Source organism: Aliigemmobacter aestuarii, assembly GCF_004799285.1.
Classification (GTDB): Bacteria; Pseudomonadota; Alphaproteobacteria; order Rhodobacterales; family Rhodobacteraceae; genus Aliigemmobacter; species Aliigemmobacter aestuarii.
In genome coordinates this window covers 1083644-1107973 of sequence record NZ_SSND01000001.1, presented here as the reverse complement: position 1 = coordinate 1107973, position 24330 = coordinate 1083644, and the positions used below count along the sequence as shown (strand labels likewise).

The window sequence follows — 24330 nt, the reverse complement described above, 5'->3', positions numbered from 1 at the left end:
GTGAGGGGTGCCGGTGACGGGTTCAGCGCGCGTCCAGCGCCTTGGCCATCCGCATCAGGTTCACCGCCTCGATCCGGTAGCCGAAGGGATCGTCGCCCCGCGCCGACAGGGCAAGCTCGATCGCCTGGTCCCATCCCCAATCACCCAGATAGACCGACCCGCGCAGAAGCTGGCCGAAACCCGCCATCGCCACGGCAAAGCGCGCCTCGGTGCCCGCCTCGTCTGTCCCGGGCAGGATCGGGGTTTCGATCAGGCGGCTTTCGCTTTCGCCCGGTGCCTTGTAGCGCAGCCGCAGGAAGCCCAGTTCGTCCGACGTGGCCAAAGGCGGTTCGGCTGTGCCATAGCGCAGCGGATCGTTCCGCAGGGCGGCGCTTCCCGGCGCGGTGATCTCGTAGATCGCCGTCACCGAATGGCCGGCGCCGATCTCGCCCGCGTCGACCCGGTCGTTGTTGAAATCCTCGCGCGCGAGGGCGCGGGTTTCATAGCCGATCAGCCGGTATTCCGCGACCTCGGCGGGGTTCCACTCCACCTGGATCTTCACGTCGTCGGCAATCGGGAACAGCGCACCGGTCAACTGGTCGACCAGCACCTTCCGCGCTTCCTGCGCGGTGTCGATATAGGCGGCCTGGCCATTGCCGTTCTGTGCCAGCGCCTGCATCGTCGCGTCGTCCAGATTGCCCCGGCCGAAGCCCAGGACAGACAGGTAGGTGCCCGCATCGCGCTTTTTCCCGACATAGGCGGTCAGGCCCTCGGGGTCCGAGACGCCCACGTTGAAATCCCCGTCCGTGGCCAGGATCACGCGCGAAACCTCGCCATCCCCGGCCATGCCTTCGGCCACGCGATAGGCCAGTTCCAGGCCCTCGGCCCCCGCCGTCGATCCGCCCGCCGCCAGATTGTCGAGCGCGGCAAGGATCCTGCCTGCATCGCGCGCCGGTGTCGGTTCCAGAACGGTGCCTGCCGACCCGGCATAGGCGACGATGGCCACCTCGTCCTCGGGCCGAAGCTGGTTCACCAGAAGCGCGAAGGACTGCTTCAGCAACGGCAGTTTCGCCGGATCCTCCATGGACCCAGAGGTGTCGATCAGGAACACCAGATTGAGCGGCGGGCGATCCTCGATCGCGGGAAGCCGGCCCTGCAGGGCGACATGCACCAGCCGCGTGCCCGCGTTCCAGGGGGTGGGCATCACCGTGACTGTGGACCGGAACGGCGCATCCTCTGCGCCCGGAGCCGGATAGCCGTAGGGGAAGTAGTTCACCACTTCTTCCACCCGGACGGCCTCGGGCGGCGGCAGGCTGCCCATCGTCAGGCTCTGACGGATCACGCCATAGCTGGCGGTGTCGACGTCGATCGAGAAGGTGGAAACCGGTTCCTCGGCCGTCACCTTCACCGGGTTCGGCGCGGCGTTGGCGAAAGTTTCGGTGTTTTCCTCCGGCATCCCCGAAAGGGCGTCCATCTCGGGCATGGCCGTGTCGGCGACGACGCCCATCGGCGCGGCGCCCTCCGACCGGGTCGCCGCAAGGGGGGCCGGTGCGCCAAGCGCGCGCTGCCGCTCCATCGCCTTGGGCGCGGGGGCGACGAGGTAGCTCGTCGCCGCCTCGGGCGCGTCGGACAGTACCCGATCCGCGTCGGCGGCGGGGGGCGACGGTGCCGGATCAGGCGCCACCGGTTCGGCGACCGGTGCGGGTTCGGCGGGGGCGGGTTTCACTGGCGCTTCGGCCTCGATCGCGACCGGAACGCCGGTCGGGGATTTCACCAGCGGATAGATCACGCCGAAGCCGATCAGCAGGGCTGCGGCAGAGGTGGTCAGGCCCAGCACGGGCCGGGAAGTCAGGCGGTTCAGCATCTCGCGCACTCCATTCAGGAACCCCGCCCCGGTCAGGCGGTCCTGATTGTGACGCGCGGGATCGGCGGATCCTTGGCCCGCCTCCTGCATCCGGTCGAAATTCTTCATCGCCAGCGCGATCGCCTCGGCGCGCCGGTCCGTGTCGGTCGCGGGGGCGACCTTCAGCGCGGCGCGCAGCTTCTCAAGCTCGTCGTCGCTCATTTCACCTCCTCCGCCGCAAGGGCGCGCAGCCGTTTCTTCACCTCGGACATGCGCCAGGCGATCGTGCCCTCGGACAGGCCCAGAACGGCGGCGGCTTCGGCCTGTGTCATGTCCTCGCCCAGAACCAGCGCGACGGTGTCGCGCAGTTCCGGGCTGAGCCGGGCCATCGCCGCCATCAGCCAATCCTGTGCGGCGCGGTCCTCGGCCATTGCTTCCTGCCGGGCGATTTCCCAGTCGCCCCAGCCTTCGGCCGCCCTCGCGCGGGTGGCCTTGCGGCGGCGCAGGTCATGCGCGGCATTGACGACGACGCGATAAAGCCAGGTGGAAAACCGCGCCTCGCCCCGCCAGCCGCGCAACTTTGCGGGCAACGCGGCACAGACATCCTGCGCCAGGTCATCGGCCTCGGCAGCGTTCCCGGTCAGCCGCCAGGCCAGCCCGCGCACCCGGTCGTAATGACGACCGACAAGCACCGCAAAGGCATCGCGGTCCCCGTTCGCGGCGGATTGGGCCAGGGTTTCGTCGGGCGTATCCATCAGCATCGTGATCCTCTGACGCATCCCGTCGCACGATCCTTGGGCCGGGGCAAAGAAAATCCCGCGCCGGACTGGGGAAGATCCGGCGCGGGGCGGGTTTCAAAGGGCTGTCTGAAAGGGCCTTGGTGGAAATGCAGGCGGCGCGGCCCGGTGGGCGGGGACAGGATGGCCCGCCGGGCCGTGCCGGACGATCAGCGCATCAGGCTGTCGTAGACCGTGAAGACGCCGTTCATGCTGGCCAGCCGGTCATCGATCCGGGCGTCGCGGGCATAGGCGTTGACTGCGTTGTAGGTGCCGGGGCCGAAGGCGCCGTCGATGCCCGAGCGGTAATAGCCGTAGGCCGCCAGCCGCTGCTGGATCAGACGCCGTTCATGGGGCGGATAGCTGTTGAACGCCTTGGCCGCCGGGGTGTGATAGATCGACTGATGTGCGGGCGTGGACCCGATCACCCGGCCCGGCTGGGTATAGGTGGGCTGGGTATAGACGGGCTGGGTATAGACGGGCTGCGGCACATAGCCCGGCTGCGGCGCCGGGGTCACGGCGCGGGGCTGTTTCTTCATGTCGTTGACGATCGCGCCCACGATGACGGCGGCGGCAACACCCTTGAGGAAGTTGCGTTCGTTCTTGCCCAGGGCATGGGCCGGGGCGGCGGAACTGGCGGCCAGCCCCAGGGCGGCAACGGCGGCGATGGCGGTCGACTTGACAGAGAGCAGCATGTCAAAGGCTCCTTTTCGGTGGCACCCAGGTCAACGCCGCAGCGGGCTGTCGGATCCATGGGCAGGTTGCGTTTCGAACCTGCCGCCAAGATGGGGTACCCCCCCGCCGCTAGGCAAAATCGGCGCCTTGTTATCGGATAGCAGGCCGCTGCAGAGTGTCGCATCGGCTTGTGCGAAGGCCGCAGGATGCGCATGTCAATAAGAGAAGGCGGCATGGGCGGCGACAGATGGCGCAAGGCGGCAAGCGGAAGACAGAGGCCGGATGCCTGCGACCTGGGTTTGAGGATCGCGCCTGCCCCCTCTGCGGTGCGGACAGGCCCGAATCCCTTTGGCAGGGCCGGTTTGACGACCCGGACGTGGCCGGGCATCTGGCCGCCTTTCACTATTCCGGCTTTTCCCCCCTGTCGCTGACGGGCGAATCCTTCCGGCTCTGCCGCTGCGGGGACTGCGGAATGACTTATCACCGCCGCGTCCTGAACGCGGCCGGTCTTCTGCGGCTTTACGGTCAATGGGCGGATGCCGCGCAGGCGCGGCGCTTTGAAGAGGCGCACCGGCAAGCCGGACCCGACGAAACCGCCCGAGACGCCCGCCGCAGGCTTCGCCTCGTTCTGCGGCTTCTGGCGATTGCCGGGTCGCAACGGGGGCGGGGGGCCGGGGTGCCGGGGGTGCTGGATTACGGGGCAGGGGCCGGTGGCACGATGGTGGCTGCAACGGCGCTTGGGTGCAGGGTGGTCGGCGTGGAGCCAAGCGCCACGCGCCCGCAAGACGCAACCGGGCGCGGCGCCGTGATTTATCCCGACCTTGCAGCGCTGGAACAGGCAGGAGAGCCGCCTTTTGATGCCGTGGTTCTGGATCAGGTGCTGGAACATCTGCCCGACCCGCTGCCCGTCCTGCACCGGATCGCCGCGCTGACCCGCCCCGGCGGTGCACTGTTCCTTGCCGTGCCCGATTGCCGGGGAAGCACCGTCCCGCAAGGCTTTGACCAGTTTCACCGCGTTCAGCCGCTGGAACATCTGAACGCCTTCACGCCCGACACGCTTGACCGGATCGCCCGCGCCGCCGGGTTCCGCCCGGTGCGACCGCCGCCCGCCTTTCTGGGCACCCGCCTTGCCGAAGCCATCCGCGCCGCCGGGGCCGTCCTGTGGCAGCCCCGCACGACGGACAGGTTCTATCGGCTGGATCGGACCTGACCGCGATCAGCGGCATGTTCCGACCTGAGGGCCCGAAATGACGGGGGCGCAGCCGTTGCCGACCGCGCCCCTCGCCCATGTTCCCTCTGCCGGGATCAGATCGACAGGCAGATGTATTTCATCTCCAGATAGTCCTCCATCCCGTGGCGGCTGCCTTCGCGGCCAAGGCCGGATTGCTTCACGCCGCCGAAGGGCGCGACCTCGGTCGAGATGATGCCGGTGTTCACGCCGACGATGCCGTATTCCAGCGCTTCCTGAACGCGGGTCACGCGGCCGATGTCGCGGGCGTAGAAATAGGCGGCCAGGCCGAAGATCGTGTTGTTGGCCTTGGCGACCACTTCCTCTTCGGTCTCGAAGCGGTAAAGCGGCGCGACCGGGCCAAAGGTTTCCTCGTTCGTCACGACCATCTCGTCGGTCACGCCGGTCAGGATCGTCGGCTGGAAGAAGTTGCCACCCTTTTCATGCCGGTCGCCGCCCAGGATGACCTGTGCGCCCTTGGCGGTGGCATCGGCGATGTGTTCCTGGACCTTCTCGACCGCCGCCATGTTGACCAGCGGGCCGAACTGCACGTCTTCCTTCAGGCCGTCGCCAACACGGGACTTGGCCACCGCCTCGCGCAGCTTGGCGGCGAAGGCGTCATAAACCCCGGCCTGCACATAGATGCGGTTCGCACAGACGCAGGTCTGGCCGTTGTTGCGGAACTTCGACATCATCGCGCCCGCGACGGCGGCATCCAGGTCGGCGTCGTCGAACACGATGAAGGGCGCGTTGCCGCCCAGTTCCATGCTGCACTTCATCACCTGATCGGCGGCCTGGCGGAGCAGGATGCGCCCCACTTCGGTCGACCCGGTGAAGGTCAGTTTCCGCACCAGCGGGTTCTCGCAGAATTCCTTGCCGATGTCCGAGGACCGTTTCGAGGTGATCACGCTGAAGATGCCCTTGGGCAGGCCCGCGCGTTCCGCCAGAACGGCCAGCGCCAGCGCCGAAAGGGGCGTCTCTGCCGCGGGGCGCGCGACAAAGCCGCAGCCCACGGCCAGCGCCGGGCCGCATTTGCGGGTGATCATCGCATTGGGGAAGTTCCACGGCGTGATCGAGCCCACGACGCCGATCGGCTGGCGGATCACGGTGATCCGCTTGTCGGGCTGGTGGCCGGGAATCGTCTCGCCATAGACGCGCTTGGCCTCTTCGGCGAACCACTCGATGAAAGAGGCGCCATAGGCGATCTCGCCCTTCGCCTCGGCCAGGGGCTTGCCCATCTCGGCGGTCAGGATCGCGCCCAGGTCGTCCTGGTTCTCCATCATCAGGTTGAACCACTTGCGCAGGATGTTGGCGCGCTCCTTGGCGGTGCGTGCCGCCCAGTCCTTCATCGCGGCCTGTGCGGCCGCGATGGCGCGGGCGGTCTCGGCGCGGCCCAGGTTCGGGACCTGACAGATGTCATCGCCCCGGGCGGGGTTGTTGACGGCAAAGGTCGTGCCATCGTCGGCGTCGATCCATTCACCCGCAACATAGGCCTTGGTGGCCAGAAGCGAGGGGTCTTTCAGCATCGAACGCAGGTCGGTCGCGGTATCAAGCATGGGGGCCTCCAAATTCGGGTTGGATCATGCAAAGCATGGCGCACGGGGCAATGTCCAGTTTACACTGGCGCAGCATGCCAGATTTTTGATCAAATTCCGGAAGTGACATGACCTATCAAGCCGAGATGGACCGCGCCTATGCCAACGGGGCCTTCATTCCGGGGGCTGACGCCTATCCGCCGCGCTGGCAGGCCGAGGCCGCCGCCTTCCGCGCGGCCTTGGGGGCACGGGCGCTGCTTGACCGGTCCTATGGCAGCGGTGAGAGAAACCGGTTTGACCTGTTCCTGCCCGAAGCCACGCCGCGCGGTGTGATGGTCTTTGTCCATGGCGGATACTGGCTGGCCTTCGGGCGCGAGACCTGGTCGCATCTGGCGGCGGGTGCGCTGGCGCGGGGCTGGGCCTGCGCCATGCCGTCCTACACGCTGGCACCCGAGGCGCGGATCACCCGGATGACGGCCGAGATCGCCGACGCCATCCGCGCGGTGCAGGCGCTGGTGCCTGGCCCTGTGGTCGTCACCGGCCATTCGGCGGGGGGGCATCTTTCCGCCCGGATGGGGTGCCGCGACATCGTGCTGCCGCAGGCGCCCGCGCGGGTCGTTCCGATCTCGCCCCTCGCCGATCTCGTCCCCTTGATGCAGACCTCGATGAACGAAAAGCTGCGGCTGGATGCAGCCGAATGTGCGGCGCAAAGCCCCGCGCGGCTGGCGCTGACACCGGGCACCGAGGCCCATGTCTGGGTCGGCGGGCAGGAACGGCCGTCGTTCCTGTGGCAGGCGCGGACCCTGTCCGAGGCATGGTCCTGCCCCTGGACGGTCGCGCCGGGAAGGCATCATTTCGATGTCATCGACGATCTTGCGCAGCCGGAAAGCGCGCTGATAGACACGCTGCTGGCGGGGCTCTGAGCGCGGCCTTGCTTCTTTCCGGCCGGGATTTTCGGGGCGGTGAAGGGGGCGGATGGCGGGCAGGGGGCAGTCAGCCGTTTTCCTGCGCGTCAGGAACCCGCTCCGACCGGATCAGGAATTCGCGTGCATCCGTTCGATATAGGCCCGCATCTCCTCGGCCTCGTGCCGGGCGTCGCGCAGGCCCTCCATCGCTGCCCGCAGTTCGGCTTCGGTCTGGGCGATCTGGTTGGTCAGTTCGGCCTCGCGCTGTTCCAGGTAGATGATCGCCTGGTCGCGGGTTTCCTCGGCCTCGTGCAGGGCCTGGGCCAGCTGGTCCAACTCGCCCATCTCGGCCCCCGCCACGCGGCGGAAACGATGCACCAGCCAATGCGCGAACCAACCCAGCGAAAAGGCGATCATCAGGATGATGGCCGTGGCGATAATGAATTCGATACGGTTCATGGCCTTTGCCTTTCGCGGGACTTACGGGCGCTTGCGGGGGCGGATCGTGGGTTCGGTCGGCGCGACCGAGGGGCTGTCGTCGTTCGAGAAGTCGGGGCCGTCCCCGTCTGCGATTTGATCGGCTGCGGTCTGATCGGTTGCGGGCGGTTCCGCGGGTGTTCCGGCCGTGGCGGTGGCATCTTCGCCCGCCGCCTCGCCGCCCGATTCGGTTTCCACCGCGTCCGGGGCGGTGCCGCCGAGAAGCGTGAATTCGATCCGGCGATTGGCCTCGCGGCCCTCTTCGGTGCCGTTGTCGGCGATCGGGCGCGTCTCGCCATAGCCCACGGCGGTCATCAGCTCCACCGGCGCGCGCCGTCCCTGCAGCGCGATCAGCACGGCTTCGGCCCTTGCCTGGCTGAGTGCACGGTTGCCTTCTTCGGACCCCTGCGAATCCGTGTGCCCGCCGATTTCCAGTTGCAGGCCCGGGCAGGTCTTCAGGATCTCGGCCAGCGCATCCATCGTCTGGTTCGCGTCCGCGTCAATCTCGGTCGAGCCGGGGGCGAAGGTGATCTTGCGGCGGGTCATCGCCGCATTAATCTCGGCCAGACATTCCTCGGGCGTGGGCAGCGCCGCCAGCGGGTCGCGCTTTTCGTCATAGGTGACGTTGACCCGGAACGACTGGCCCTGGCCCAGCTTGTCCGACAGGACCTGCGTGATCCGGGCGCGGGCGCCCTGCGATCCGGTGATGCCCTTGACCTCGACAAGGTCGGCCCGCACCAGAAGGCTGCCCTCGGCCAGTTCGGCCAGGCTTTCCAGCCCGGCCAGAACGCGGATCGACCAGCCTTCGGGCAGGTTTTCGTCAAGTCGCGTCGCGGTATAGACCTCGTCGGCGCCGAACTGCGCACGGGCATAGCTGTCGACGGCCTTCTGCATCAGGTCGTCCGTCACGCGGCCGCGCAGCTCCACCCGGCCGTTTTCACCCAGCACGGCGGTGAATTCCGCAGGCCCCTCCTGCGTCGCCGAGGGTTTCGGCGGCAGGATCGCGGTCAACGAGAAGACATCGGGAAGCGCCGCGCGCAGGTCGCCCACGACGCGGTCGAAGCTGGCCTGCGACGTGGTTTCGGTGGCCTGAAGCGTCAGATCCGCATCCGACATGGTGAAGGACCCCGCGCCAAGCGCCGCGACCGCCCTGATCCCGGCTTCGGCGGCCTCGGACCAAGACGGGCTGGGCACGCCAAGCCCGATGGTGCAGGGCGCCTTGCCTTCGGCGCCGGCGGCCACCGCGGCGGCGATGATCCGGTTTCTGGCGCGTTCGGTATCGGCCGAACAAGCATCGAACCTTGCGCCGGAGTCATCGATGATGAAGCGCAGCGTGAAGGGTGTCAGAACCGGCCGCGGGGCCGAGATGTCGATCCTGACCGGCAAGCCTTCGGGCTTCAGCCGCGCCAGTTCGGATTCCAGCCTGCGCTTTTCGCTTTCGCTGTCCGAGATCGCTGTGATGGCCACGGAATCCACCGCGACCGAGATCTTGGACCGCGGCAGCATCCGTAGCGCGGTCAGGCCGTATCCCAGGGCCTCTTCCCATCCTTCGGGGGCGGGGAAGGCGGCGGTTTCCAGCATGTCGGTGACGGTCAGCCCCGAGGCCAGGTTTTCCGCCTCCTGCGTCAGCACGGCCACCGGATCGGCCCCGCCGATCCCCGCGGGCAGAAGCCCGATCAGTTGCAGACCGTCGTCGTTTCGCAGCATCTCGACCGAAAAGCGCGGTGCCTCGATCGCGCGGACCGGCGTCACCTCAAGCTCGTCGCGCACCCGCGAGGCGTCGATCACGCTGCCGGCCAGGTTGACCGCGCGAAAGCGCGCCGCTTCGTTCGGGGCGGTGCCGCGCATGTAAAGCTTAAGGCCATCGGGTTCGACCGTGACCCAGGTGATGCCGTCATTCAGCAGGCGGGTGTTCACCACCGAGGCAGAGCGGCCTTCGATCCCGAGTGCGGTAAGGAAGGCGGCAAGGATGGCCAGAATCGCGGCCGCCAGAAACGCGGCGGTCACGACAAGGGCGCGCGGGAATCGCATACTGGGGGCCTTCGGAACGGTCATCGGACAAGACCGTTTAGGGGGTGGCGCGTCCGGGATCAATCACACGAGAACGGCAACGGCAAGAAATAGCGCAGGGATCAGCCCGGCATCGCGGTTCGCGCGGAACAGGGTCAGGCAGCGGTCGGGGTCTTCGGTATCCAGTCGCGCCAGTTGCCAGGCCATGTGCCAGCCAAAGCCCCAGACCCCGCCAAGGGCGACCACGAGTTGCAGCGCCGAGGCTGCGGGCAGGATCGCCAGAAGGATGGCCAGCGTCATCAGAAGCAGCGTGGCCACCATGAACCCGCGCAGCCAGGCATGGGTGTTCTCGCCGAACAGGCGCGCGGTGGATTTTACCCCGATCAGCGCGTCATCCTCCTTGTCCTGATGGGCATAGATCGTGTCGTAGAACAGCGTCCAGGTGATGCCCGCGACCCACAGCACGACGGGCGCCAGCGTCAGGGTTCCGCTGTGCGCGGCCCAGGCCAGAAGCGCGCCCCAGTTGAATGCCAGCCCAAGAAAGACCTGCGGCCACCAGGTAAAGCGCTTGGCAAAGGGATAGACGGCCACCAGCGCCAGCGATGCCACGCCAAGCGCGATGGCGGTCGCGTTGAAGGTGAACAGGATCACCGCACCCAGAAGCGACTGGATGACCATCCAGGCCAGCGCCTGCCGCACGCTGACCTGTCCCGACGGGATCGGCCGCGACCGGGTCCGAGCCACCTGGGCGTCGAATCTGCGGTCGGTGATGTCGTTCCAGGTGCAGCCCGCCCCCCGCATGAGAAAAGCCCCAAGCCCGCAGCCCAGAACGATCCACGCGTCCCACGCGGCGAAACCCGCCGGATCGGCGGCGGCGGCCAGCGCCACGCCCCACAGGCAGGGGATGAACAGAAGCCAGGTCCCGATCGGCCGGTCGGCGCGGCTCAGCCGCAGGTAGGGCCGCGCGAAGGCGGGGGCCAGATGATCGACCCAGTTGCCCTTGACCGCGTCCGCCACGCGACCGTCGGGCAGGTCCTGGCCCGTGTCATCCAACGGTGCGGCCTCTGGCGTTCGCGGCGGCTGGGTCATATGGTTCGGTCCATGTCAGAGGCAAAGGTCAGGCTTTATGTAGATCAGCCGCTCGGGCCGGGGCAACCCGTCAGCCTGAACGCGGATCAGGCGCATTACCTGTTTTCCGTCATGCGGCTGGGTCCGGGGGCGGCGGTTCTGCTGTTCAACGGGCAGGCCGGTGAATGGCGCGCCACGGTCGAGACGGCTGGCAAGCGCGCGGGCAGCCTGCGTTGCGCGGCGCAGACCGCGCCGCAAGTGATGCCGCCCGACCTCTGGCTTTTGTTCGCGCCGATCAAGAAGGCGCGCACGGATTTCATCGTGGAAAAGGCGGTCGAACTGGGGGCTGCACGGATCGTTCCGGTGCTGACCGAGTTCACCAATGCCGAGAGGGTGCGCGTGGATCGCCTGCAGGCCCATGCGGTCGAGGCGGCCGAGCAATCTGGCGGCACCTTCGTGCCCGAGGTGGCCGAGCCCGTGAAACTGGCGCGGCTTCTGCAGGACTGGCCGGAGGGCCGCCGCCTGATCTTTTGCGACGAAGGGCTTCACGACCGGCCTGTCGGGTTCGGCGACCTTGCAGCCACGGATGCGCCCGGACCCTGGGCCATCCTGATCGGGCCCGAAGGGGGGTTTTCTGCGGCGGAACGGGCGCGGCTTCATGCCCTGCCCTTTGCCCGTCCGGTGGGGCTTGGCCCGCGCATCCTGCGCGCCGATACGGCGGCGGTGGCGGCGATCACCCTGTGGCAGGCGCATCTGGGGGACTGGCGGTGATGGGCCCCGTCCGCCCCGCCCGCGCCGGGGACGAAGCCGCCATCGACGCCTTTCTCGCGCGGCATGCCGAAACCTCGATGTTCCTGCGCGCCAATCTGGCAAGCCACGGCCTGTCGGGCGGGGACCATCCGCATGCGACGACCTATCACCTGGCCCCCGTTTCCGGGCCGGTCCGGGCGGTGTTCGGGCGGACGCGGAACGGATTTGTGATGTGCCAGGCCCCAGAGGCCGATGCGCCCTTCGCCGCCTATGCCAAGGCCACGGCGGGCGAGACGGTGGAAGGCATCACCGGTGCCGCCGATCAGGTCGAACGGCTGATCCCTGCTTTCGGCCTTGGACAGGCGGCGTTCCGACTGAAACATGCCGAACCGCTGATGCGGCTGAGTCTTTCGGGCGATCTGGCTTCAGAAGATGTCATTCGCAGCCCATCAGGCCGGGATATCGGGCTTCTTGAGGGATGGTTCCTGCAATACATGCAGGAAACCGGCCTTGCGGCCGAAGGCGAAAGCGCCCGTGCAGAGGCGCGCGACCGGGCGGCCCGCGCCATTTCCGGCGGGGCGATGCGGTTGCTACTGGTGGATCAGGCCCCCGTGGCAATGGCCGCGATCAGCGCACGGGCGGGTGACATGGTGCAGGTCGGCGGTGTCTTCGTGCCGCGCCTCTTGCGCAATCGCGGCCTTGGTCGTCGCGTGACGGCGGCGCTGCTGGACGAGGCGCGTGCGGCGGGCGCGCAAACCGCGATCCTTTTTGCCAACAACGACGCCGCGGAACGGGCCTATGCCGCCATCGGATTCGCGCGGATCGGCTGGTATCGCGTGGCGGTCCTTGACGGGTCGGCCCGGATCGGAGGAAGCGCATGAACCTGATCCGCCCCGAACTGCGCGATGCCTTCTGGCGCTGGCGCGAGGTGATCGGCACGCTGGCGGTGGCGAGCCTGGGCCTGTGGCTCATCTGGCTGGGTGGATTCCTTCTGGTGCCGCTCGGGGCCATCGTCAGCGCATCGGCCCTGTTTCTGAGCGTCCTTGCCCTGCGCCGCCTGCGCTTTGCCCAAGGCACCGACGCGCCGGGGATCGTCAGTGTTGACGAAGGGCAGATCGCCTATTTCGGCCCCGAGGCGGGGGGCTTCGTCTCGGTGCGTGAACTGGTCGAACTGCGCCTTGTCCGGCTGAACGGGCGGCGGCACTGGCGGCTGAAGCAAGCAGACGGGCAGGCGCTGCTTGTCCCGGTCGAGGCCGAGGGGGCAGAGGCGCTGTTCGATGCTTTCGCCACCCTTCCGGGACTGGATACACAGGCGCTGGTCGCCGCGCTGGACAGGCCATCCCCGACGGGCCGCGCGCAGAACGGCGCGGGCCTTCCCGCGCTGTCGGGCATGGACCCGGGCGCCGTGATCTGGAAACGGCCGCTTTCCGTGACACGGCGTTGACAGTTCGGTGAAGCGCCCGGGCATGTCGTGCGCGGCCTTGACAGTGACCGCGGTTCGCCGCACCTGTGTCTGCCTGAAAAGATGAAGCGCGATCGGAGCCTGATCCCCATGTCCATCCCTCAGTCCGGCGGCGGCCCGATCGAAGACTTCTCGCAACTGGCGAGCTACCTTGAAGCGGGCTGCAAGCCGCGCGAAGCGTGGCTGATCGGGACGGAACACGAAAAGTTCGGCTATTGCCCTGATGCGCTGAAGCCGCTGCCCTATGATGGCCCGCGATCCATCCGCGCCCTGCTTGAGGGGCTGCGCGACGGCTTTGGCTGGACCCCTGTGTTCGAGCGCGAGCACATCATCGGCCTGACCCGCAACGGCGCGAACATCAGCCTTGAACCCGGCGGCCAGTTCGAGCTTTCGGGTGCACCGCTGAAGACCGTGGGTGACACGGCGGCCGAGCTTGACAGCCACCTGGCCGAGGTCGAGACGGTCGCGAACCGGATCGGGGCGCGCTTTCTGGGGATCGGCGCGGCCCCGGTCTGGCGGCACGAGGACATGCCGGTGATGCCCAAGGGGCGCTACCGGCTGATGACCGATTACATGGGGCGCGTCGGCACGCACGGCACGCAGATGATGTACCGCACCTGCACCGTGCAGGTGAACCTGGATTTCGCCTCCGAGGCGGACATGGTGCAGAAGATGCGCGTGGCGCTGGCGCTGCAGCCGGTGGCGACCGCTCTGTTCGCCTCGTCGCCGTTCTTCGAGGGCAGGCCGAACGGGCACAGAAGCTGGCGGTCCCGGATCTGGCGGGGGCTGGATGACAGCCGGACCGGCATGCTGCCCTTCGTCTTCGAGGACGGAATGGGCTTTCAGCGCTATGTCGACTGGGTGCTGGATGTGCCGATGTACTTCGTCTATCGCGATGGTCATTACATCAACGCGCTTGGCCAGTCGTTCCGCGATTTCCTGAAGGGCGAACTGCCCGCGCTGCCGGGCGAAAAGCCCACGCTTTCCGATTGGGCCGACCACCTGACCACGGTCTTCCCCGAGGCACGCGTGAAGAAATACATCGAGATGCGCGGCGCCGATGCTGGCAACCGGGCACATCTGGTGGCGCTGCCCGCGTTCTGGGTCGGGCTGATGTATGACCAGGCTGCGCTGGACGCCGCCTGGGACCTGGTCAAGGGGCTGGATGCGGAAACCCGCGAAGGTCTGCGTGTTGCCGCCAGCGAGCGGGCCCTTCAGGGCGAGGCAGGCGGCGTGAAGCTGCTGGATCTGGCGCGCGCGGCGGTCGGGCTGTCGCATGCCGGCCTCGAGGCGCGCGGGCATGGCGAGGAAGCCTGGTTGGCCCCCCTGATGGAAAGTCTGGCGACGGGCCAGGTGCAGGCGGACCGGCTGCTTGACCTGTATAACGGCGAGTGGGGCCACGACCTGACGCGGATCTACGCCGCCACAAACCTCTGACGGGTGCGGGCGTCGGCGCGTCTCAGCCCTTCTTGCGGCCGATCTTCGGTTCGGTGCCGGCCTTCAGGCGGCGGATGTTGTCGCCATGACGGACGAAGACGATGACCGTAAGGATCATGCCGAGGATCAAAAGCTGATGCTGGCCAAGAAAGAACATCCAGAAGGTCGAGGACGAAGCCGCCACAAGCGCCGATAGCGATGAAATGCGCGACAGGAAGGCGGTCAGAAGCCACGTCGCGCAGCAGGCAAGGCCGATGGGCCAGGACAGCGCGATCAGTGTGCCAAGGAAGGTAGCCACCCCCTTGCCGCCCTTGAAGTTCAGCCAGATCGGGAAGATATGGCCCAGAAAGGCCGCAAGCCCCGCCAGCTGGGCGGCATCCTCGGCCACCAGCCAGCGCGCGATCAGCGCGGCAATCCCGCCCTTGGCGGCATCGAGGATCAGGGTCGCGGCCGCGGCAGGCTTGTTGCCCGTGCGCAGCACGTTCGTCGCCCCGATGTTGCCCGACCCGATCTTGCGCAGGTCGCCCAGACCCAACGCGCGGGTGATCACGATGCCGAAGGGGATCGAGCCAAGCAGATAGGCAAGGGCCGCAACGATCGTCAGCGTGGCCCCGTCGGTTACCAGTTCCGGCATTTATCCCTCATGTCCGAACACTTGTTCGCCCGCAACGAACGTCGCCCAGACCTTACCCTCCATCCGTCGGCCGTCAAAGGGTGTGTTCTTGGACTTCGACCGCAGCGATGAGCGGTCAAGGACGAAAGGCGCGTCCGGGTCGAACAGCACCAGATCGGCGGGCGCGCCGATGGCCAGCCGCCCCTGCGGCAGGCCAAGCCGCCGCGCCGGATTGAGCGCCATCGCGCGCCACAGCCCGGGCAGGTCCATCGCCCCCGCATGATACAGCGCCATCGCCGCAGGCAGAAAGGTTTCCAGCGCGACCGCGCCCGAGGCCGCCTCTTCGAAGGGCAGGCGCTTTGATTCCTCGTCCGCCGGGGTATGCATCGAACAGATGATGTCGATCAGCCCTTCGGCCACCGCCTGCACCATCGCGATACGGTCATCCTCGGACCGAAGCGGCGGGGTCAGCTTGAAGAAGGTGCGGTAATCGCCGACGTCCAGTTCGTTCAGCGTCAGGTGGTGGATCGACACCCCCGCCGTGACATTCAGCCCGTTCGCCTTGGCCCGTTCCAGCGCGGGCAGGGTGCGGGCGGTGGTGACCTGATCGGCGTGATAGGCGACGCCCGTCATCTCGACCAGGGCCATGTCGCGATCAAACCCCATCCGTTCGGCCATCGGGTGCACGCCCGGCAGGCCGCGCAGGCTGGCGAACTTGCCGCTGGTCACGGCCGCGCCCTTCGACAGGCCGGGTTCCTGCGGGTGGCCCACGATCAGCGCGCCAAGGCTGCGCGCATAGGTATAGGCGCGGGCCAGCGACTTGGTGTTGGTGCCGACGGCATCGGCATCGGTGAAGGCAATCGCGCCCGCATCCAGCAGGAAACCGATCTCGGTCATTTCCTGGCCCTGCCGGGCCTTCGTCAGCGCGGCCATGTGGCGGATGCGCACCGGGCTTGCCTCGCGCGCGCGACGGGTGACGAATTCAAGCACCTCGGGCGTGTCGATGGCGGGCGAGGTATCGGGGCGGCAGATGATGGTGGTCACGCCGCCCGCCGCCGCCGCCAACCCGGCCGAGCGGAAGGATTCGCGGTGCCGTTCGCCGGGTTCGCCCACTTTCACGCCGATGTCCACGATCCCCGGGGCAAGGCATTTGCCGCTGCAGTCGATCACCCGCGCGCCTTGGGGCGCGGTGCCGTCGCGTGCGGCGATCATCCCCTCGGCCACTGTCAGGCTGCCGGGGGCGTCGGTTCCGGTTTCCGGGTCGATCAGGCGGGCGTTGGTGAAATGGAGCATCGTGACCTCAGCGCCGGGGTTTGCGTTTGCCGTTCTTCGCATCGGTGATGCGGGCGACCGCATCGGCCGGATCGGCAAGGTATTTCAGAAGGTGCTTGTCGCCCGACCGGGTGACGACCTGCACATCGCCGAAGAACGGGCGGACGGTTTCCATCTCGGCCAGGCCGATCTGGCGCCCGCCGGGGCCGATCAGCCGCCGGTCGGTCAGCCGCCAGACGGCAGCCAGCGCCTCGGACGCCAGGTACCAGCCGCGCGCGCCCAGGGCGAGGATCGCGGCCACCGGCCCGATCCAGGGGTCGGGGTTGCCCATCCAGACCAGGACAAGCCCCGCGACCGCGCCGCCAAGGACGGCCATGATCAGGTGGCTTTTGACATAGGCCATGCGGTCGGCGCGGAACTCGTCCAGAAGCCGTTCGCCCTCGGCCAGGGGGACGGTGACGCCCATCAGCGGATCGCGCGGCAGGTCAGACATAGGTTTCGGCTGCCTTCGCGCCCCGTTCCGCCCGCAGGTTGCGCGCCAGAAGGTCCATGCAGGCCATGCGCACCGCAACGCCCATTTCGACCTGTTCCTGAATGACGCTGCGGTTGATGTCGTCGGCGATCTCGCCGTCGATCTCGACCCCGCGGTTCATCGGGCCGGGGTGCATGACGATGGCATCGGGCCTTGCATGGGCCAGCTTTTCGGCATCCAGCCCGTAGCGGTGATAGTATTCGCGTTCCGACGGGATGAATCCGCCGTCCATCCGTTCCTTCTGCAGCCTGAGCATCATCACCACATCGGCGCCCTTCAGGCCCTCGCGCATGTCGTCATAGACCTCGGCGCCAAACTCCGCGACGCCCGAGGGCATCAGGGTGGGCGGGCCGATCAGCCGGATGCGGTTTTCCATCTTGCCCAGCAGGATCAGGTTCGACCGTGCCACGCGGCTGTGGGCGATGTCGCCGCAGATCGCGACCGTCAGGCGCTGGATCCGGCCCTTCTCGCGCCGGATCGTCAGGGCGTCCAGCAGGGCCTGGGTGGGATGTTCGTGCTTGCCGTCGCCCGCGTTCAGCACCGCGCAGTTGACCTTCGACGCCAGCAGGTTCACCGCGCCCGAATTCGGGTGCCGCACCACCAGAAGATCGGGATGCATGGCGTTCAGCGTCAGCGCCGTGTCGATCAGGGTTTCGCCCTTCTTCACGCTGGACTGGGCCACCGCCATGTTCATCACATCGGCCCCAAGCCGCTTTCCCGCCAGTTCGAAACTGGCCTGCGTGCGGGTCGAATTTTCGAAGAACATGTTGATCTGGGTCATCCCCGCCAGCGCGTCAGACTGTTTCACCGTGCGGCGGTTCAGGTCGACATAGCGATCGGCAAGGTCAAGGACGCTCCGGATTTCTTCGGGCGCCAGATGTTCGATGCCCAGAAGGTGGCGGGCGCGAAAGGTCATCGGCATCTCCGTGCAAGGGGGAAACGGGCGTCTGGGGCCGCTTATAGAAAGGCCGGGGGGATCGGGCAAGCCTGCGCGGCCATGCTGGCAGCGTGCCCTCGTGCCTGTCGGCGGCTTGATGCGGCGCCCCGTGGGGCGTAGCGTCGGACGCATGGGATTCGCAGTATCCGAGGATTGGCCGGGCAACTGGGCAGGCGACTGGCACGCCGCGCTTGCGGCCTTGGCATGGCAGGTCGATCTGGGGGCTGTCGACCCGGTGGGCGAGGCCCCGGTCGACCGTTATGCGCTTGCCGATGCCGCCCCGCAAAGTGCCGCGGCTGCGGGACAGGCCCGCGCCGCCCCCGCCCCGGCCCCGCGCGAGGCCGCCGCCGCGCCACGCCCGGCAGAGGCGCGGCCCGACCCGGTCGAGGCCGCGCGTGCCGCCGCGATGTCCGCGCAGTCCCTTGATGATCTTCGCGAGGCGATGGCTGCCTTTCCGCATTGCGACCTGCGCCAAGGCGCGCGCAACACCGTCTTCAGCGATGGCTCGCCAAGGGCGCGGCTGATGATCATCGGCGAGGCGCCGGGACGCGAGGAGGATCTGGAAGGTCGCCCCTTCGTCGGTCGTGCCGGTCAGTTGCTTGACAGGATGCTTGCGGCCATCGGCCTTGACCGTGCCAGCCCCGACGCCGAACGCGCGGTCTATATCACGAATGTCCTGCCCTGGCGCCCGCCGGGAAACCGCGAACCGGAACCGGCCGAAATCGCCATGATGCGCCCGTTCCTGCAACGCCATGTCGATCTGGCCGATCCCGAGGCGATCGTGCTGATGGGCAACGCCGCCTGCGCGGCGGTGCTGGAAAAGCGCGGCATCCTGCGGCTGCGCGGCCAGTGGGCCGAGGGCTTCGGCCGTCCCGTCCTGCCGATGACGCACCCGGCCTTCCTGTTGCGCCAGCCCCACGCCAAGCGCGAGGCCTGGGCCGATCTTCTGTCGCTCAAGGCCCGGCTCGCGAAAGCGTGACGACGGAAGCGGGGGGCTGCGGCGTTTCAGCCGGACGGGGAATCTTTCTGCATCCGTTTCCCTGCGTTAGACGTATCATCCAGTACCGACCGGAAAAGGGCAGGTGGCATGCGGTTCTTCGCACGGAGTTTGTTGGGGCTTTTCCTCTTCGCGCTGACGCTGGGCATCCTTGCGCTGGCCGGCCTGACGATGATGAATGCGGTGAAGGCGCGGATGGCCGACGGCGGCCCGGGCATGCCGCAGCGCGAACGGGTTTTTTCGGCCGCCGTGATGACTGTGGAGCCGGGCCGCGTCGTTCCGGTGATGACCGCCTTTGGCGAAATCCGGTCACGACGAACGCTGGAGTTGCGCAGCCCGCGCTCTGGCACGGTGATCTGGCTTGCCGACGGGTTCGAGGACGGCGCGTCGGTCGCGGCCGGGCAGATGCTGGTCAGGCTCGATCCCGCCGATGCGATGGCCGCGCGGGATCTGGCTGCGGCCGATCAGGAAAAGGCGCGGGCCGAGGCGGTCGAGGCGCTGCGCGCGCTTGACCTTGCGCGCGACGAACTGGCGGCCGCCGAGGTTCAGGCGCGACTCAGGACGCAGGCGCTGACCCGGCAGGAGGACCTCAAGGCGCGGGGCGTCGGATCGGATGCGGCGGTGGAAACGGCGGCACTGGCCGCATCCGCTGCTGATCAGGCGGTCCTGTCGCGGCGTCAGGCGCTGAGCGCGGCCGAGGCCCGCGTCGGCCTGACCGAGACCGCCAGCGCCCGCGCCGCGGTTGCTTTGGCCGAAGCGGAACGCGCCCTGACGGAAACCGAAATCCATGCCACCTTCGACGGGCGCCTCAACGCGGTGAACGTCGCCGTCGGGCGGGTCGTCGGGATGAACGAGAACCTTGCCGAACTGATCGATCCCGGCGCGCTGGAGGTGTCCTTTCGTCTGTCGGCCTCGCAATATGCGCGGATGCTGGACGGCGCGGGGCAGATCGTACAGGCGCCGCTGACCATCTCGCTGGATGTCGCGGGGGCCGAGATTGCCGCCACGGGCCACATCACGCGGGTCGGCGCCGCAGTGGGCGAGGGGCAGACCGGGCGCCTCATCTATGCCGCGCTCGACGATGCGGCCGGCTTCCGCCCCGGCGATTTCGTCACCGTCCGGATCGAGGAGCCCGCGCTTGATGGCGTGGCCGAACTGCCCGCGACGGCCCTGGGAAGCGACGGCACCGTCCTTGCCGTGGGCGCGGAAGACCGGCTTGAGGCCGTGCCCGTCACGCTTCTGCGCCGGCAGGCCGACAGCGTGATCGTCTCGCTGCCCGAGGGGCTTGCGGGGCGCGAGATCGTCACCGAACGCTCGCCGCTTCTGGGGGCAGGCATCAAGGTGCGTCCGGTCCGCCCCCAGGCCGCAGCCGAGGTGCCTGTTGGCCCCGAACTTGTGGAACTGACCGAGGAACGGCGCGCCGCCCTGATCGCCTTTGTCGAAGGGAATGACAGAATGCCCGCCGATGCCAAGGCGCGGGTCCTGGCGCAGTTGCAGCAGGCGCGCGTCCCGCTTCAGGTGGTCGAACGTCTGGAACAGCGGATGGGGGGCTGACGGATGGCCCGGCGGTTCGAGGAAGGGAAGGGGATCCTGTCCTATTTCACCCGGCACCGGACGCTGGCCAATCTGGTCCTTCTGGTGATGCTGGCGGCGGGCGGCTTTGCCATGACGCAGATCCGCGCGCAGTATTTCCCCGATGTGGTCAACCCCGAGGTCACGCTGTCTGTGGCCTGGGAAGGGGCCGGGCCAGATGACGTGGACCGCGCCATCGTGCAGGTCCTTGAACCGACGCTGCTGACCATCGACGGGGTGACGAACATCACATCGCGATCGGTCGAGGGGTCGGCAAGGATCACGCTGGAATTCGAGGCCGGGCACGATCTGGGTCAGGCGACCGAAGATGTGCAGGCGGTGGCCGACAATGTCGGCGACCTGCCCGCCGATGCCGAGGAACCGTCGGTCCGGCGCAATGTCTGGCGCGACCGGGTGACGGATGTCGTCATCACCGGGCCGGTGTCGGTGGATCAGCTCGGCCGATTTGCCGATGAATTCGTGGGCCGCCTGTTTGCCGCGGGCGTGACCCGGACGACGATCCAGGGCCTTGCCGCCGACGAGGTGGTTGTCGAGGTGCCCACGGTCGCGCTGATCCGGCATGACGTGACGATGGCCCAGATCGCCTCTGCCATCGCCGCCGAGGCGCAGACCGCACCGGCGGGCGATGTCGGATCGTCGGGCGCGCGGGTGCGGACGGGCAGCGAAAGGCGCGGCCCCGACCAGATCGAGGCGATCGTGCTGCGATCCCTGCCGGACGGGTCGACCCTGACCGTGGGCGATGTGGCGACCGTCCGGGTCGAGGGCGCCGACCGGGACCGCGCCTATTTCGTGGGCAATGATCCGGCGATGTCGATCCGCGTGGACCGCAGCGAGGAAGGCGACGCGATCCGGCTTCAGGCGACCGTGGCCGAGGTGGCCGCCGCGATGCAGCTTTCCCTGCCTGACGGCGTGCGCGTCGATCTGGTGCGCACGCGGGCGGAACAGATCACCGACCGGCTGAAACTGCTTCTGGACAACGGGGCGATGGGGCTTGCGCTGGTGGTGGGGCTTCTGTTCCTGTTCCTGAACGCGCGCACCGCGCTTTGGGTGGCGGCGGGCATCCCGGTGTCGATGATGGCGGCGATCGCGATCATGTACTGGTCGGGAATGACGCTGAACATGATTTCGCTTTTCGCGCTGATCATCACGCTGGGGATTGTCGTGGACGATGCCATCGTCGTGGGCGAACATGCCGACTTCCGCGCGCGACAGTTGAAGGAACCGCCACTGGTGGCCGCCGAGAACGGCGCGCGGCGCATGGCGATGCCGGTCGCGGCCTCGACGCTCACGACGGTCATCGCCTTTGGCGGGCTCACCTCGATCGGCGGCAACTTCGGCCACATGATCACCGATATCCCATGGACGGTGATCGCGGTGCTGGTGGCCTCGCTGGTCGAATGTTTCCTGATCCTGCCCAACCACATGGCCCACGCGCTTGCCCATGCCGGGCGCGAGGCCTGGTACGACTGGCCGTCGCGCACGGTGATGAAGGGCTTCGGCTGGCTTCAGCGCACCGTGGTGCGGCCGGGGATGGGATGGGTCCTGAGGTTCCGCTATCCGGTTCTGGCACTTGTGGTTCTGGCCCTGTCCACGCAGGCGGCGACCTTCGTGCGCGGCGATCTGCAGTTCCGCTTCTTCGCTCCCCCAGAACAGGCCAGCGTCACCGGAAACTTCGCGATGCTGCCCGGCGCGACCCGTGAGGACACGCTTGCGATGATGCGCGAGGCCCAACGTGCGACCGAGGCTGTGGCGAAGCGTTTCGAAGCGGAACACGGGGTGTTCCCGCTGACCTTCGTCCTGGCCGAGGTGGGCGGCAATGCCGGGCGCGGGTTGTCGGGGGCCGACACCAAGGATCCCGACCTCTTGGGCGGCATCTCGATGGAACTGATCGACCCGGACCTGCGCCCCTATTCGGCCTCGCTTTTCGTCGAGGCATTGCAGGAAGAGGTTCGCGCCCATCCCCGGCTTGAGGAACTGTCATTCCGGTCGGCATGGTTCGGCCCCGGCGGCGACAGTCTGGCCGTCGACCTGTTCGGCGCCTCGGCCGAGGAACTGAAGGCCGCCGCCGAGGCGCTGAAGGCCGCGCTTTCGGTCTATCCCGAGGTGTCGGGGCTTGAGGACACGCTGGCCTACGACAAGGAAGAACTGATCCTCAACCTGACCGCGCAGGGCAAGGCCCTGGGCTTTTCCATCGACAGCCTTGGCCGGACCTTGCGCAACCGCCTGAACGGGATCGAGGCGGCGACCTATCCCGATGGCCCCCGGTCGGTGTCGATCCGGGTCGAACTGCCGCCGGGTGAACTGACGGCGGATTTCCTGGACCGGACGCTGATGCGCAGCGGCGCGGGCCAGTATGTGCCGCTGTCCGATATCGTGACCGTGGAACGCCGGTCGGGCTTTTCAACGATCCGGCGCGAAAATGGCCTGAGGCTTGTCTCGGTCACCGGCAACCTGGCCGAGGACGACCCCGACCGCGCCACCGAGGTCCAGCGCGCGCTGGAACAGGAGATCCTGCCCCGGATCGAGGCTGATTTCGGCGTCGGTTACCGTCTGGCCGGGCAGGCCGAACAGGAACGCGAATTCCTGGGCGGGGCGTGGATGGGGCTCGTCTTTTCGCTGGGTGGCATCTACCTGACGCTGGCTTGGGTGTTTTCAAGCTGGACACGGCCCGCTGTCGTGATGTCGGTCATTCCCTTCGGCCTTGTCGGGGCGATCTGGGGGCATGTCTGGTGGGATGCGCCGCTGTCGATGTTCTCGATCGTCGGATTGATCGGCATGACGGGGATCATCATCAACGATGCGATCGTGCTGATTTCAACCGTCGACGAATACGCCGAGAAACGCGGCATGATCCCGGCGATCATGGATGCGGTGACAGATCGTCTGCGCCCCGTCCTGCTGACGACGCTGACGACCGTGCTGGGTCTGGCGCCGCTGCTTTACGAAACCTCGTCGCAGGCGGCGTTCCTGAAGCCCACCGTGATCACGCTGGTCTATGGCCTCGGCTTCGGCATGGTTCTGGTGCTGATCGTGGTGCCCGCGCTGCTGGCGGTTCAGGATGACATCGCCCACTTGATCGGATCGACGCGCCGGATGATCTGGCGCGGCCACGGCAAGCCCCGGATCGCGATCCTTGGTGCGGCGGCGGCGATGGCGCTGGCCTTTGCCGCCACGCTGGGATGGGTGGCGGTCACGGGCGCACTGCCCGGATGGATCGCATCAGCGGTTCCGCTGCTTGATGCGGCACCGGCGGCGGGGGCGATGGCGCTTTTCGCGTTCATGGCCGGCGCGATCACCGTGTTGGCGCTGCTGATCGGGCGTGCCGCCGGTATCCGCCCGCAGGATTAGGGGCGCGGGCCGCAGGCCCGACCGGCGCAAGGAAGATCAGGGCGCGGGGCAACCCCGGATCTCGACCGCGCGGTCGTCGCCCAGAACGGTCAGCGTCACCTGCGACCTGTCCAGCGCGAAGCCCGCCCGGTCGGGCACCAGATCGGCCGTCGCCACAAGTTCGCCGCCCCGGCGCGTCACCGTGGCCTCGGACACCCAGACCGGCGCCGCGCCGCCCGGTTCGATCACCACCACCTCATCCGCGCCAAGGGCCGGCATCGTGACCCGTGCGGTCACCCGCAGCCCGTCAGAGATCGGTTCGACCGCGCAACTGACCTCGGCCACGCCGGCCTCGCGCGCGGTGGCCGGACGTGCGCCCAGTGCCGCCTTGATCGTGCCATCCGGCGCCCCTTGCCCGTCCAGATCGGCCCGCAGGTCGATCGTGGCCGGAACGCAGATATCGCGGCATACCCCGATATCGACCGAAGCCCTGAGCTTGATCGGTTGTGACGGGTCCTTCGGCGTCACCTCGATCGGCAGGACCAGTTCATTGCGATAGCCGATGGTCCGCATCCCGTTGAAATCGAACACGATCGGGCGTGGCCAGTGAAAGCGGACGCTGGCCACGTTCTCGGACCCGGCCCAGTCGAACATCGGCGGGATGCCCGCATCGCCCGGCGCGCGCCAGTAGGTCTTCCATTCCGGGGACAGGGTGAACTGCGCTGCCGCCATCCGGCTGCCGCTGTCGGTTTGCCAGCCGCCCAGCATCTGAGCCTCGACAACGGGGTTCTGGGCCTCGGCCGGAACGGCGCCGAAGGCGGACAGGGCCACGAAGGCGGAAATCAGCGCGCCGGAGCGCAGGATGGGACGAGTCGCTTCTTTGGTCATGCCTTCAGACATAAGCACTGAGCGCG

General features: G+C 67.9%; 21 protein-coding genes. 9 read left to right on the top strand and 12 right to left on the bottom strand.

The window, feature by feature from the left end; genetic code table 11:
• Positions 1 to 22: 22 nt before the first annotated feature.
• The 3 genes from E7811_RS05345 to E7811_RS05335 all read right to left on the bottom strand — a co-directional run bounded on the left by E7811_RS05345 (position 23) and on the right by E7811_RS05335 (position 3293).
• Complete coding sequence (locus E7811_RS05345) at positions 23 to 1933, bottom strand: vWA domain-containing protein (protein WP_449353874.1); 1911 nt, start codon at positions 1931 to 1933, stop codon at positions 23 to 25.
• A gap of 107 nt (positions 1934 to 2040) precedes the next feature.
• Positions 2041 to 2577, bottom strand: coding sequence for an RNA polymerase sigma factor (locus tag E7811_RS05340; RefSeq protein ID WP_136394244.1), 537 nt, complete (start codon positions 2575 to 2577; stop codon positions 2041 to 2043).
• A gap of 191 nt (positions 2578 to 2768) precedes the next feature.
• Complete coding sequence (locus E7811_RS05335) at positions 2769 to 3293, bottom strand: peptidoglycan-binding protein (protein WP_136393512.1); 525 nt, start codon at positions 3291 to 3293, stop codon at positions 2769 to 2771.
• A gap of 356 nt (positions 3294 to 3649) precedes the next feature.
• Between E7811_RS05335 and E7811_RS05330 the strand changes: the two genes are divergently transcribed.
• Positions 3650 to 4483 (top strand): class I SAM-dependent methyltransferase, encoded by an 834-nt coding sequence (locus E7811_RS05330; protein ID WP_168732934.1) that lies wholly within the window; start codon positions 3650 to 3652, stop codon positions 4481 to 4483.
• Positions 4484 to 4578: 95 nt separating this feature from the next.
• Here the strand turns inward: E7811_RS05330 and E7811_RS05325 are convergent, their stop codons facing one another.
• Positions 4579 to 6057: an NAD-dependent succinate-semialdehyde dehydrogenase gene (locus E7811_RS05325; RefSeq protein ID WP_136393510.1), complete on the bottom strand. Its 1479-nt coding sequence runs from the start codon at positions 6055 to 6057 to the stop codon at positions 4579 to 4581.
• A 107-nt stretch (positions 6058 to 6164) separates the two neighbouring features.
• Here E7811_RS05325 and E7811_RS05320 point away from each other — a divergent pair, with 107 nt between their 5' ends.
• On the top strand, positions 6165 to 6959 hold the full coding sequence (locus E7811_RS05320; RefSeq protein ID WP_136393509.1) for an alpha/beta hydrolase: 795 nt from the start codon (positions 6165 to 6167) through the stop codon (positions 6957 to 6959).
• Positions 6960 to 7070: 111 nt separating this feature from the next.
• Here E7811_RS05320 and E7811_RS05315 read toward each other — a convergent pair whose 3' ends face one another.
• The 3 genes from E7811_RS05315 to ubiA form a co-directional block, all read right to left on the bottom strand.
• Positions 7071 to 7400 carry a hypothetical protein gene (locus E7811_RS05315; protein ID WP_136393508.1) on the bottom strand — a complete coding sequence of 110 codons (330 nt, stop codon included), beginning with the start codon at positions 7398 to 7400 and terminating at the stop codon, positions 7071 to 7073.
• A 21-nt stretch (positions 7401 to 7421) separates the two neighbouring features.
• On the bottom strand, positions 7422 to 9449 hold the full coding sequence (locus tag E7811_RS05310; protein WP_136393507.1) for an OmpA family protein: 2028 nt from the start codon (positions 9447 to 9449) through the stop codon (positions 7422 to 7424).
• 63 nt (positions 9450 to 9512) lie between these two features.
• Positions 9513 to 10517, bottom strand: coding sequence for a 4-hydroxybenzoate octaprenyltransferase (ubiA, locus tag E7811_RS05305; protein ID WP_168732933.1), 1005 nt, complete (start codon positions 10515 to 10517; stop codon positions 9513 to 9515).
• Between the two features lie 12 nt (positions 10518 to 10529).
• Here ubiA and E7811_RS05300 point away from each other — a divergent pair, with 12 nt between their 5' ends.
• The 4 genes from E7811_RS05300 (at position 10530) to E7811_RS05285 (ending at position 14145) form a co-directional block, all read left to right on the top strand.
• The gene (locus tag E7811_RS05300; protein ID WP_136393506.1) at positions 10530 to 11267 is read left to right on the top strand and encodes a 16S rRNA (uracil(1498)-N(3))-methyltransferase; all 738 of its coding nucleotides are present in this window, start codon (positions 10530 to 10532) and stop codon (positions 11265 to 11267) included.
• Entirely contained in the window at positions 11267 to 12127 is an 861-nt protein-coding gene (locus tag E7811_RS05295) for a GNAT family N-acetyltransferase (protein WP_136393505.1), read from the top strand. The genes E7811_RS05300 and E7811_RS05295 overlap by 1 nt, the downstream gene beginning before the upstream one ends.
• The gene (locus E7811_RS05290) at positions 12124 to 12690 is read left to right on the top strand and encodes a hypothetical protein (protein ID WP_136393504.1); all 567 of its coding nucleotides are present in this window, start codon (positions 12124 to 12126) and stop codon (positions 12688 to 12690) included. Before E7811_RS05295 ends, E7811_RS05290 begins: the two co-directional genes overlap by 4 nt.
• A gap of 108 nt (positions 12691 to 12798) precedes the next feature.
• Positions 12799 to 14145, top strand: coding sequence for a glutamate--cysteine ligase (locus tag E7811_RS05285; RefSeq protein ID WP_136393503.1), 1347 nt, complete (start codon positions 12799 to 12801; stop codon positions 14143 to 14145).
• Positions 14146 to 14167: 22 nt separating this feature from the next.
• On the opposite strand, the gene plsY is transcribed toward E7811_RS05285, so the two are convergent.
• From plsY to E7811_RS05265, 4 genes are read right to left on the bottom strand one after another with little or no spacing between them, the layout of a single operon-like run.
• Entirely contained in the window at positions 14168 to 14779 is a 612-nt protein-coding gene (plsY, locus tag E7811_RS05280; protein WP_136393502.1) for a glycerol-3-phosphate 1-O-acyltransferase PlsY, read from the bottom strand.
• Positions 14780 to 16093: a dihydroorotase gene (gene pyrC, locus E7811_RS05275; RefSeq protein WP_168732932.1), complete on the bottom strand. Its 1314-nt coding sequence runs from the start codon at positions 16091 to 16093 to the stop codon at positions 14780 to 14782.
• On the bottom strand, positions 16059 to 16523 hold the full coding sequence (locus tag E7811_RS05270; protein ID WP_246020227.1) for a hypothetical protein: 465 nt from the start codon (positions 16521 to 16523) through the stop codon (positions 16059 to 16061). The genes pyrC and E7811_RS05270 overlap by 35 nt, the downstream gene beginning before the upstream one ends.
• Positions 16516 to 17478 carry an aspartate carbamoyltransferase catalytic subunit gene (locus E7811_RS05265; protein ID WP_136393501.1) on the bottom strand — a complete coding sequence of 321 codons (963 nt, stop codon included), beginning with the start codon at positions 17476 to 17478 and terminating at the stop codon, positions 16516 to 16518. Before E7811_RS05265 ends, E7811_RS05270 begins: the two co-directional genes overlap by 8 nt.
• Positions 17479 to 17629: 151 nt before the next feature.
• Between E7811_RS05265 and E7811_RS05260 the strand changes: the two genes are divergently transcribed.
• The 3 genes from E7811_RS05260 (at position 17630) to E7811_RS05250 (ending at position 23437) form a co-directional block, all read left to right on the top strand.
• The gene (locus tag E7811_RS05260) at positions 17630 to 18478 is read left to right on the top strand and encodes a uracil-DNA glycosylase (RefSeq protein ID WP_136393500.1); all 849 of its coding nucleotides are present in this window, start codon (positions 17630 to 17632) and stop codon (positions 18476 to 18478) included.
• Positions 18479 to 18586: 108 nt separating this feature from the next.
• On the top strand, positions 18587 to 20050 hold the full coding sequence (locus E7811_RS05255) for an efflux RND transporter periplasmic adaptor subunit (RefSeq protein WP_136393499.1): 1464 nt from the start codon (positions 18587 to 18589) through the stop codon (positions 20048 to 20050).
• A 3-nt stretch (positions 20051 to 20053) separates the two neighbouring features.
• Entirely contained in the window at positions 20054 to 23437 is a 3384-nt protein-coding gene (locus tag E7811_RS05250) for an efflux RND transporter permease subunit (protein ID WP_136393498.1), read from the top strand.
• 36 nt (positions 23438 to 23473) lie between these two features.
• Here E7811_RS05250 and E7811_RS05245 read toward each other — a convergent pair whose 3' ends face one another.
• Entirely contained in the window at positions 23474 to 24304 is an 831-nt protein-coding gene (locus E7811_RS05245; RefSeq protein WP_136393497.1) for a protein-disulfide reductase DsbD domain-containing protein, read from the bottom strand.
• Positions 24305 to 24330 lie beyond the last annotated feature (26 nt).

What these genes read in the sequence shown, in the direction of transcription:
- E7811_RS05345 (WP_449353874.1), bottom strand. Translation starts at nt 1,933, where the DNA reads ATGCAGGAGGCGGGCCAAGGATCCGCCGATCCCGCGCGTCACAATCAG.
- E7811_RS05340 (WP_136394244.1), bottom strand. Translation starts at nt 2,577, where the DNA reads ATGGATACGCCCGACGAAACCCTGGCCCAATCCGCCGCGAACGGGGAC.
- E7811_RS05335 (WP_136393512.1), bottom strand. Translation starts at nt 3,293, where the DNA reads ATGCTGCTCTCTGTCAAGTCGACCGCCATCGCCGCCGTTGCCGCCCTG.
- E7811_RS05325 (WP_136393510.1), bottom strand. Translation starts at nt 6,057, where the DNA reads ATGCTTGATACCGCGACCGACCTGCGTTCGATGCTGAAAGACCCCTCG.
- E7811_RS05320 (WP_136393509.1), top strand. Translation starts at nt 6,165, where the DNA reads ATGACCTATCAAGCCGAGATGGACCGCGCCTATGCCAACGGGGCCTTC.
- E7811_RS05315 (WP_136393508.1), bottom strand. Translation starts at nt 7,400, where the DNA reads ATGAACCGTATCGAATTCATTATCGCCACGGCCATCATCCTGATGATC.
- E7811_RS05310 (WP_136393507.1), bottom strand. Translation starts at nt 9,449, where the DNA reads ATGCGATTCCCGCGCGCCCTTGTCGTGACCGCCGCGTTTCTGGCGGCC.
- ubiA (WP_168732933.1), bottom strand. Translation starts at nt 10,517, where the DNA reads ATGACCCAGCCGCCGCGAACGCCAGAGGCCGCACCGTTGGATGACACG.
- E7811_RS05300 (WP_136393506.1), top strand. Translation starts at nt 10,530, where the DNA reads ATGTCAGAGGCAAAGGTCAGGCTTTATGTAGATCAGCCGCTCGGGCCG.
- E7811_RS05295 (WP_136393505.1), top strand. Translation starts at nt 11,267, where the DNA reads ATGGGCCCCGTCCGCCCCGCCCGCGCCGGGGACGAAGCCGCCATCGAC.
- E7811_RS05290 (WP_136393504.1), top strand. Translation starts at nt 12,124, where the DNA reads ATGAACCTGATCCGCCCCGAACTGCGCGATGCCTTCTGGCGCTGGCGC.
- E7811_RS05285 (WP_136393503.1), top strand. Translation starts at nt 12,799, where the DNA reads ATGTCCATCCCTCAGTCCGGCGGCGGCCCGATCGAAGACTTCTCGCAA.
- plsY (WP_136393502.1), bottom strand. Translation starts at nt 14,779, where the DNA reads ATGCCGGAACTGGTAACCGACGGGGCCACGCTGACGATCGTTGCGGCC.
- pyrC (WP_168732932.1), bottom strand. Translation starts at nt 16,093, where the DNA reads ATGCGAAGAACGGCAAACGCAAACCCCGGCGCTGAGGTCACGATGCTC.
- E7811_RS05270 (WP_246020227.1), bottom strand. Translation starts at nt 16,523, where the DNA reads ATGTCTGACCTGCCGCGCGATCCGCTGATGGGCGTCACCGTCCCCCTG.
- E7811_RS05265 (WP_136393501.1), bottom strand. Translation starts at nt 17,478, where the DNA reads ATGACCTTTCGCGCCCGCCACCTTCTGGGCATCGAACATCTGGCGCCC.
- E7811_RS05260 (WP_136393500.1), top strand. Translation starts at nt 17,630, where the DNA reads ATGGGATTCGCAGTATCCGAGGATTGGCCGGGCAACTGGGCAGGCGAC.
- E7811_RS05255 (WP_136393499.1), top strand. Translation starts at nt 18,587, where the DNA reads ATGCGGTTCTTCGCACGGAGTTTGTTGGGGCTTTTCCTCTTCGCGCTG.
- E7811_RS05250 (WP_136393498.1), top strand. Translation starts at nt 20,054, where the DNA reads ATGGCCCGGCGGTTCGAGGAAGGGAAGGGGATCCTGTCCTATTTCACC.
- E7811_RS05245 (WP_136393497.1), bottom strand. Translation starts at nt 24,304, where the DNA reads ATGACCAAAGAAGCGACTCGTCCCATCCTGCGCTCCGGCGCGCTGATT.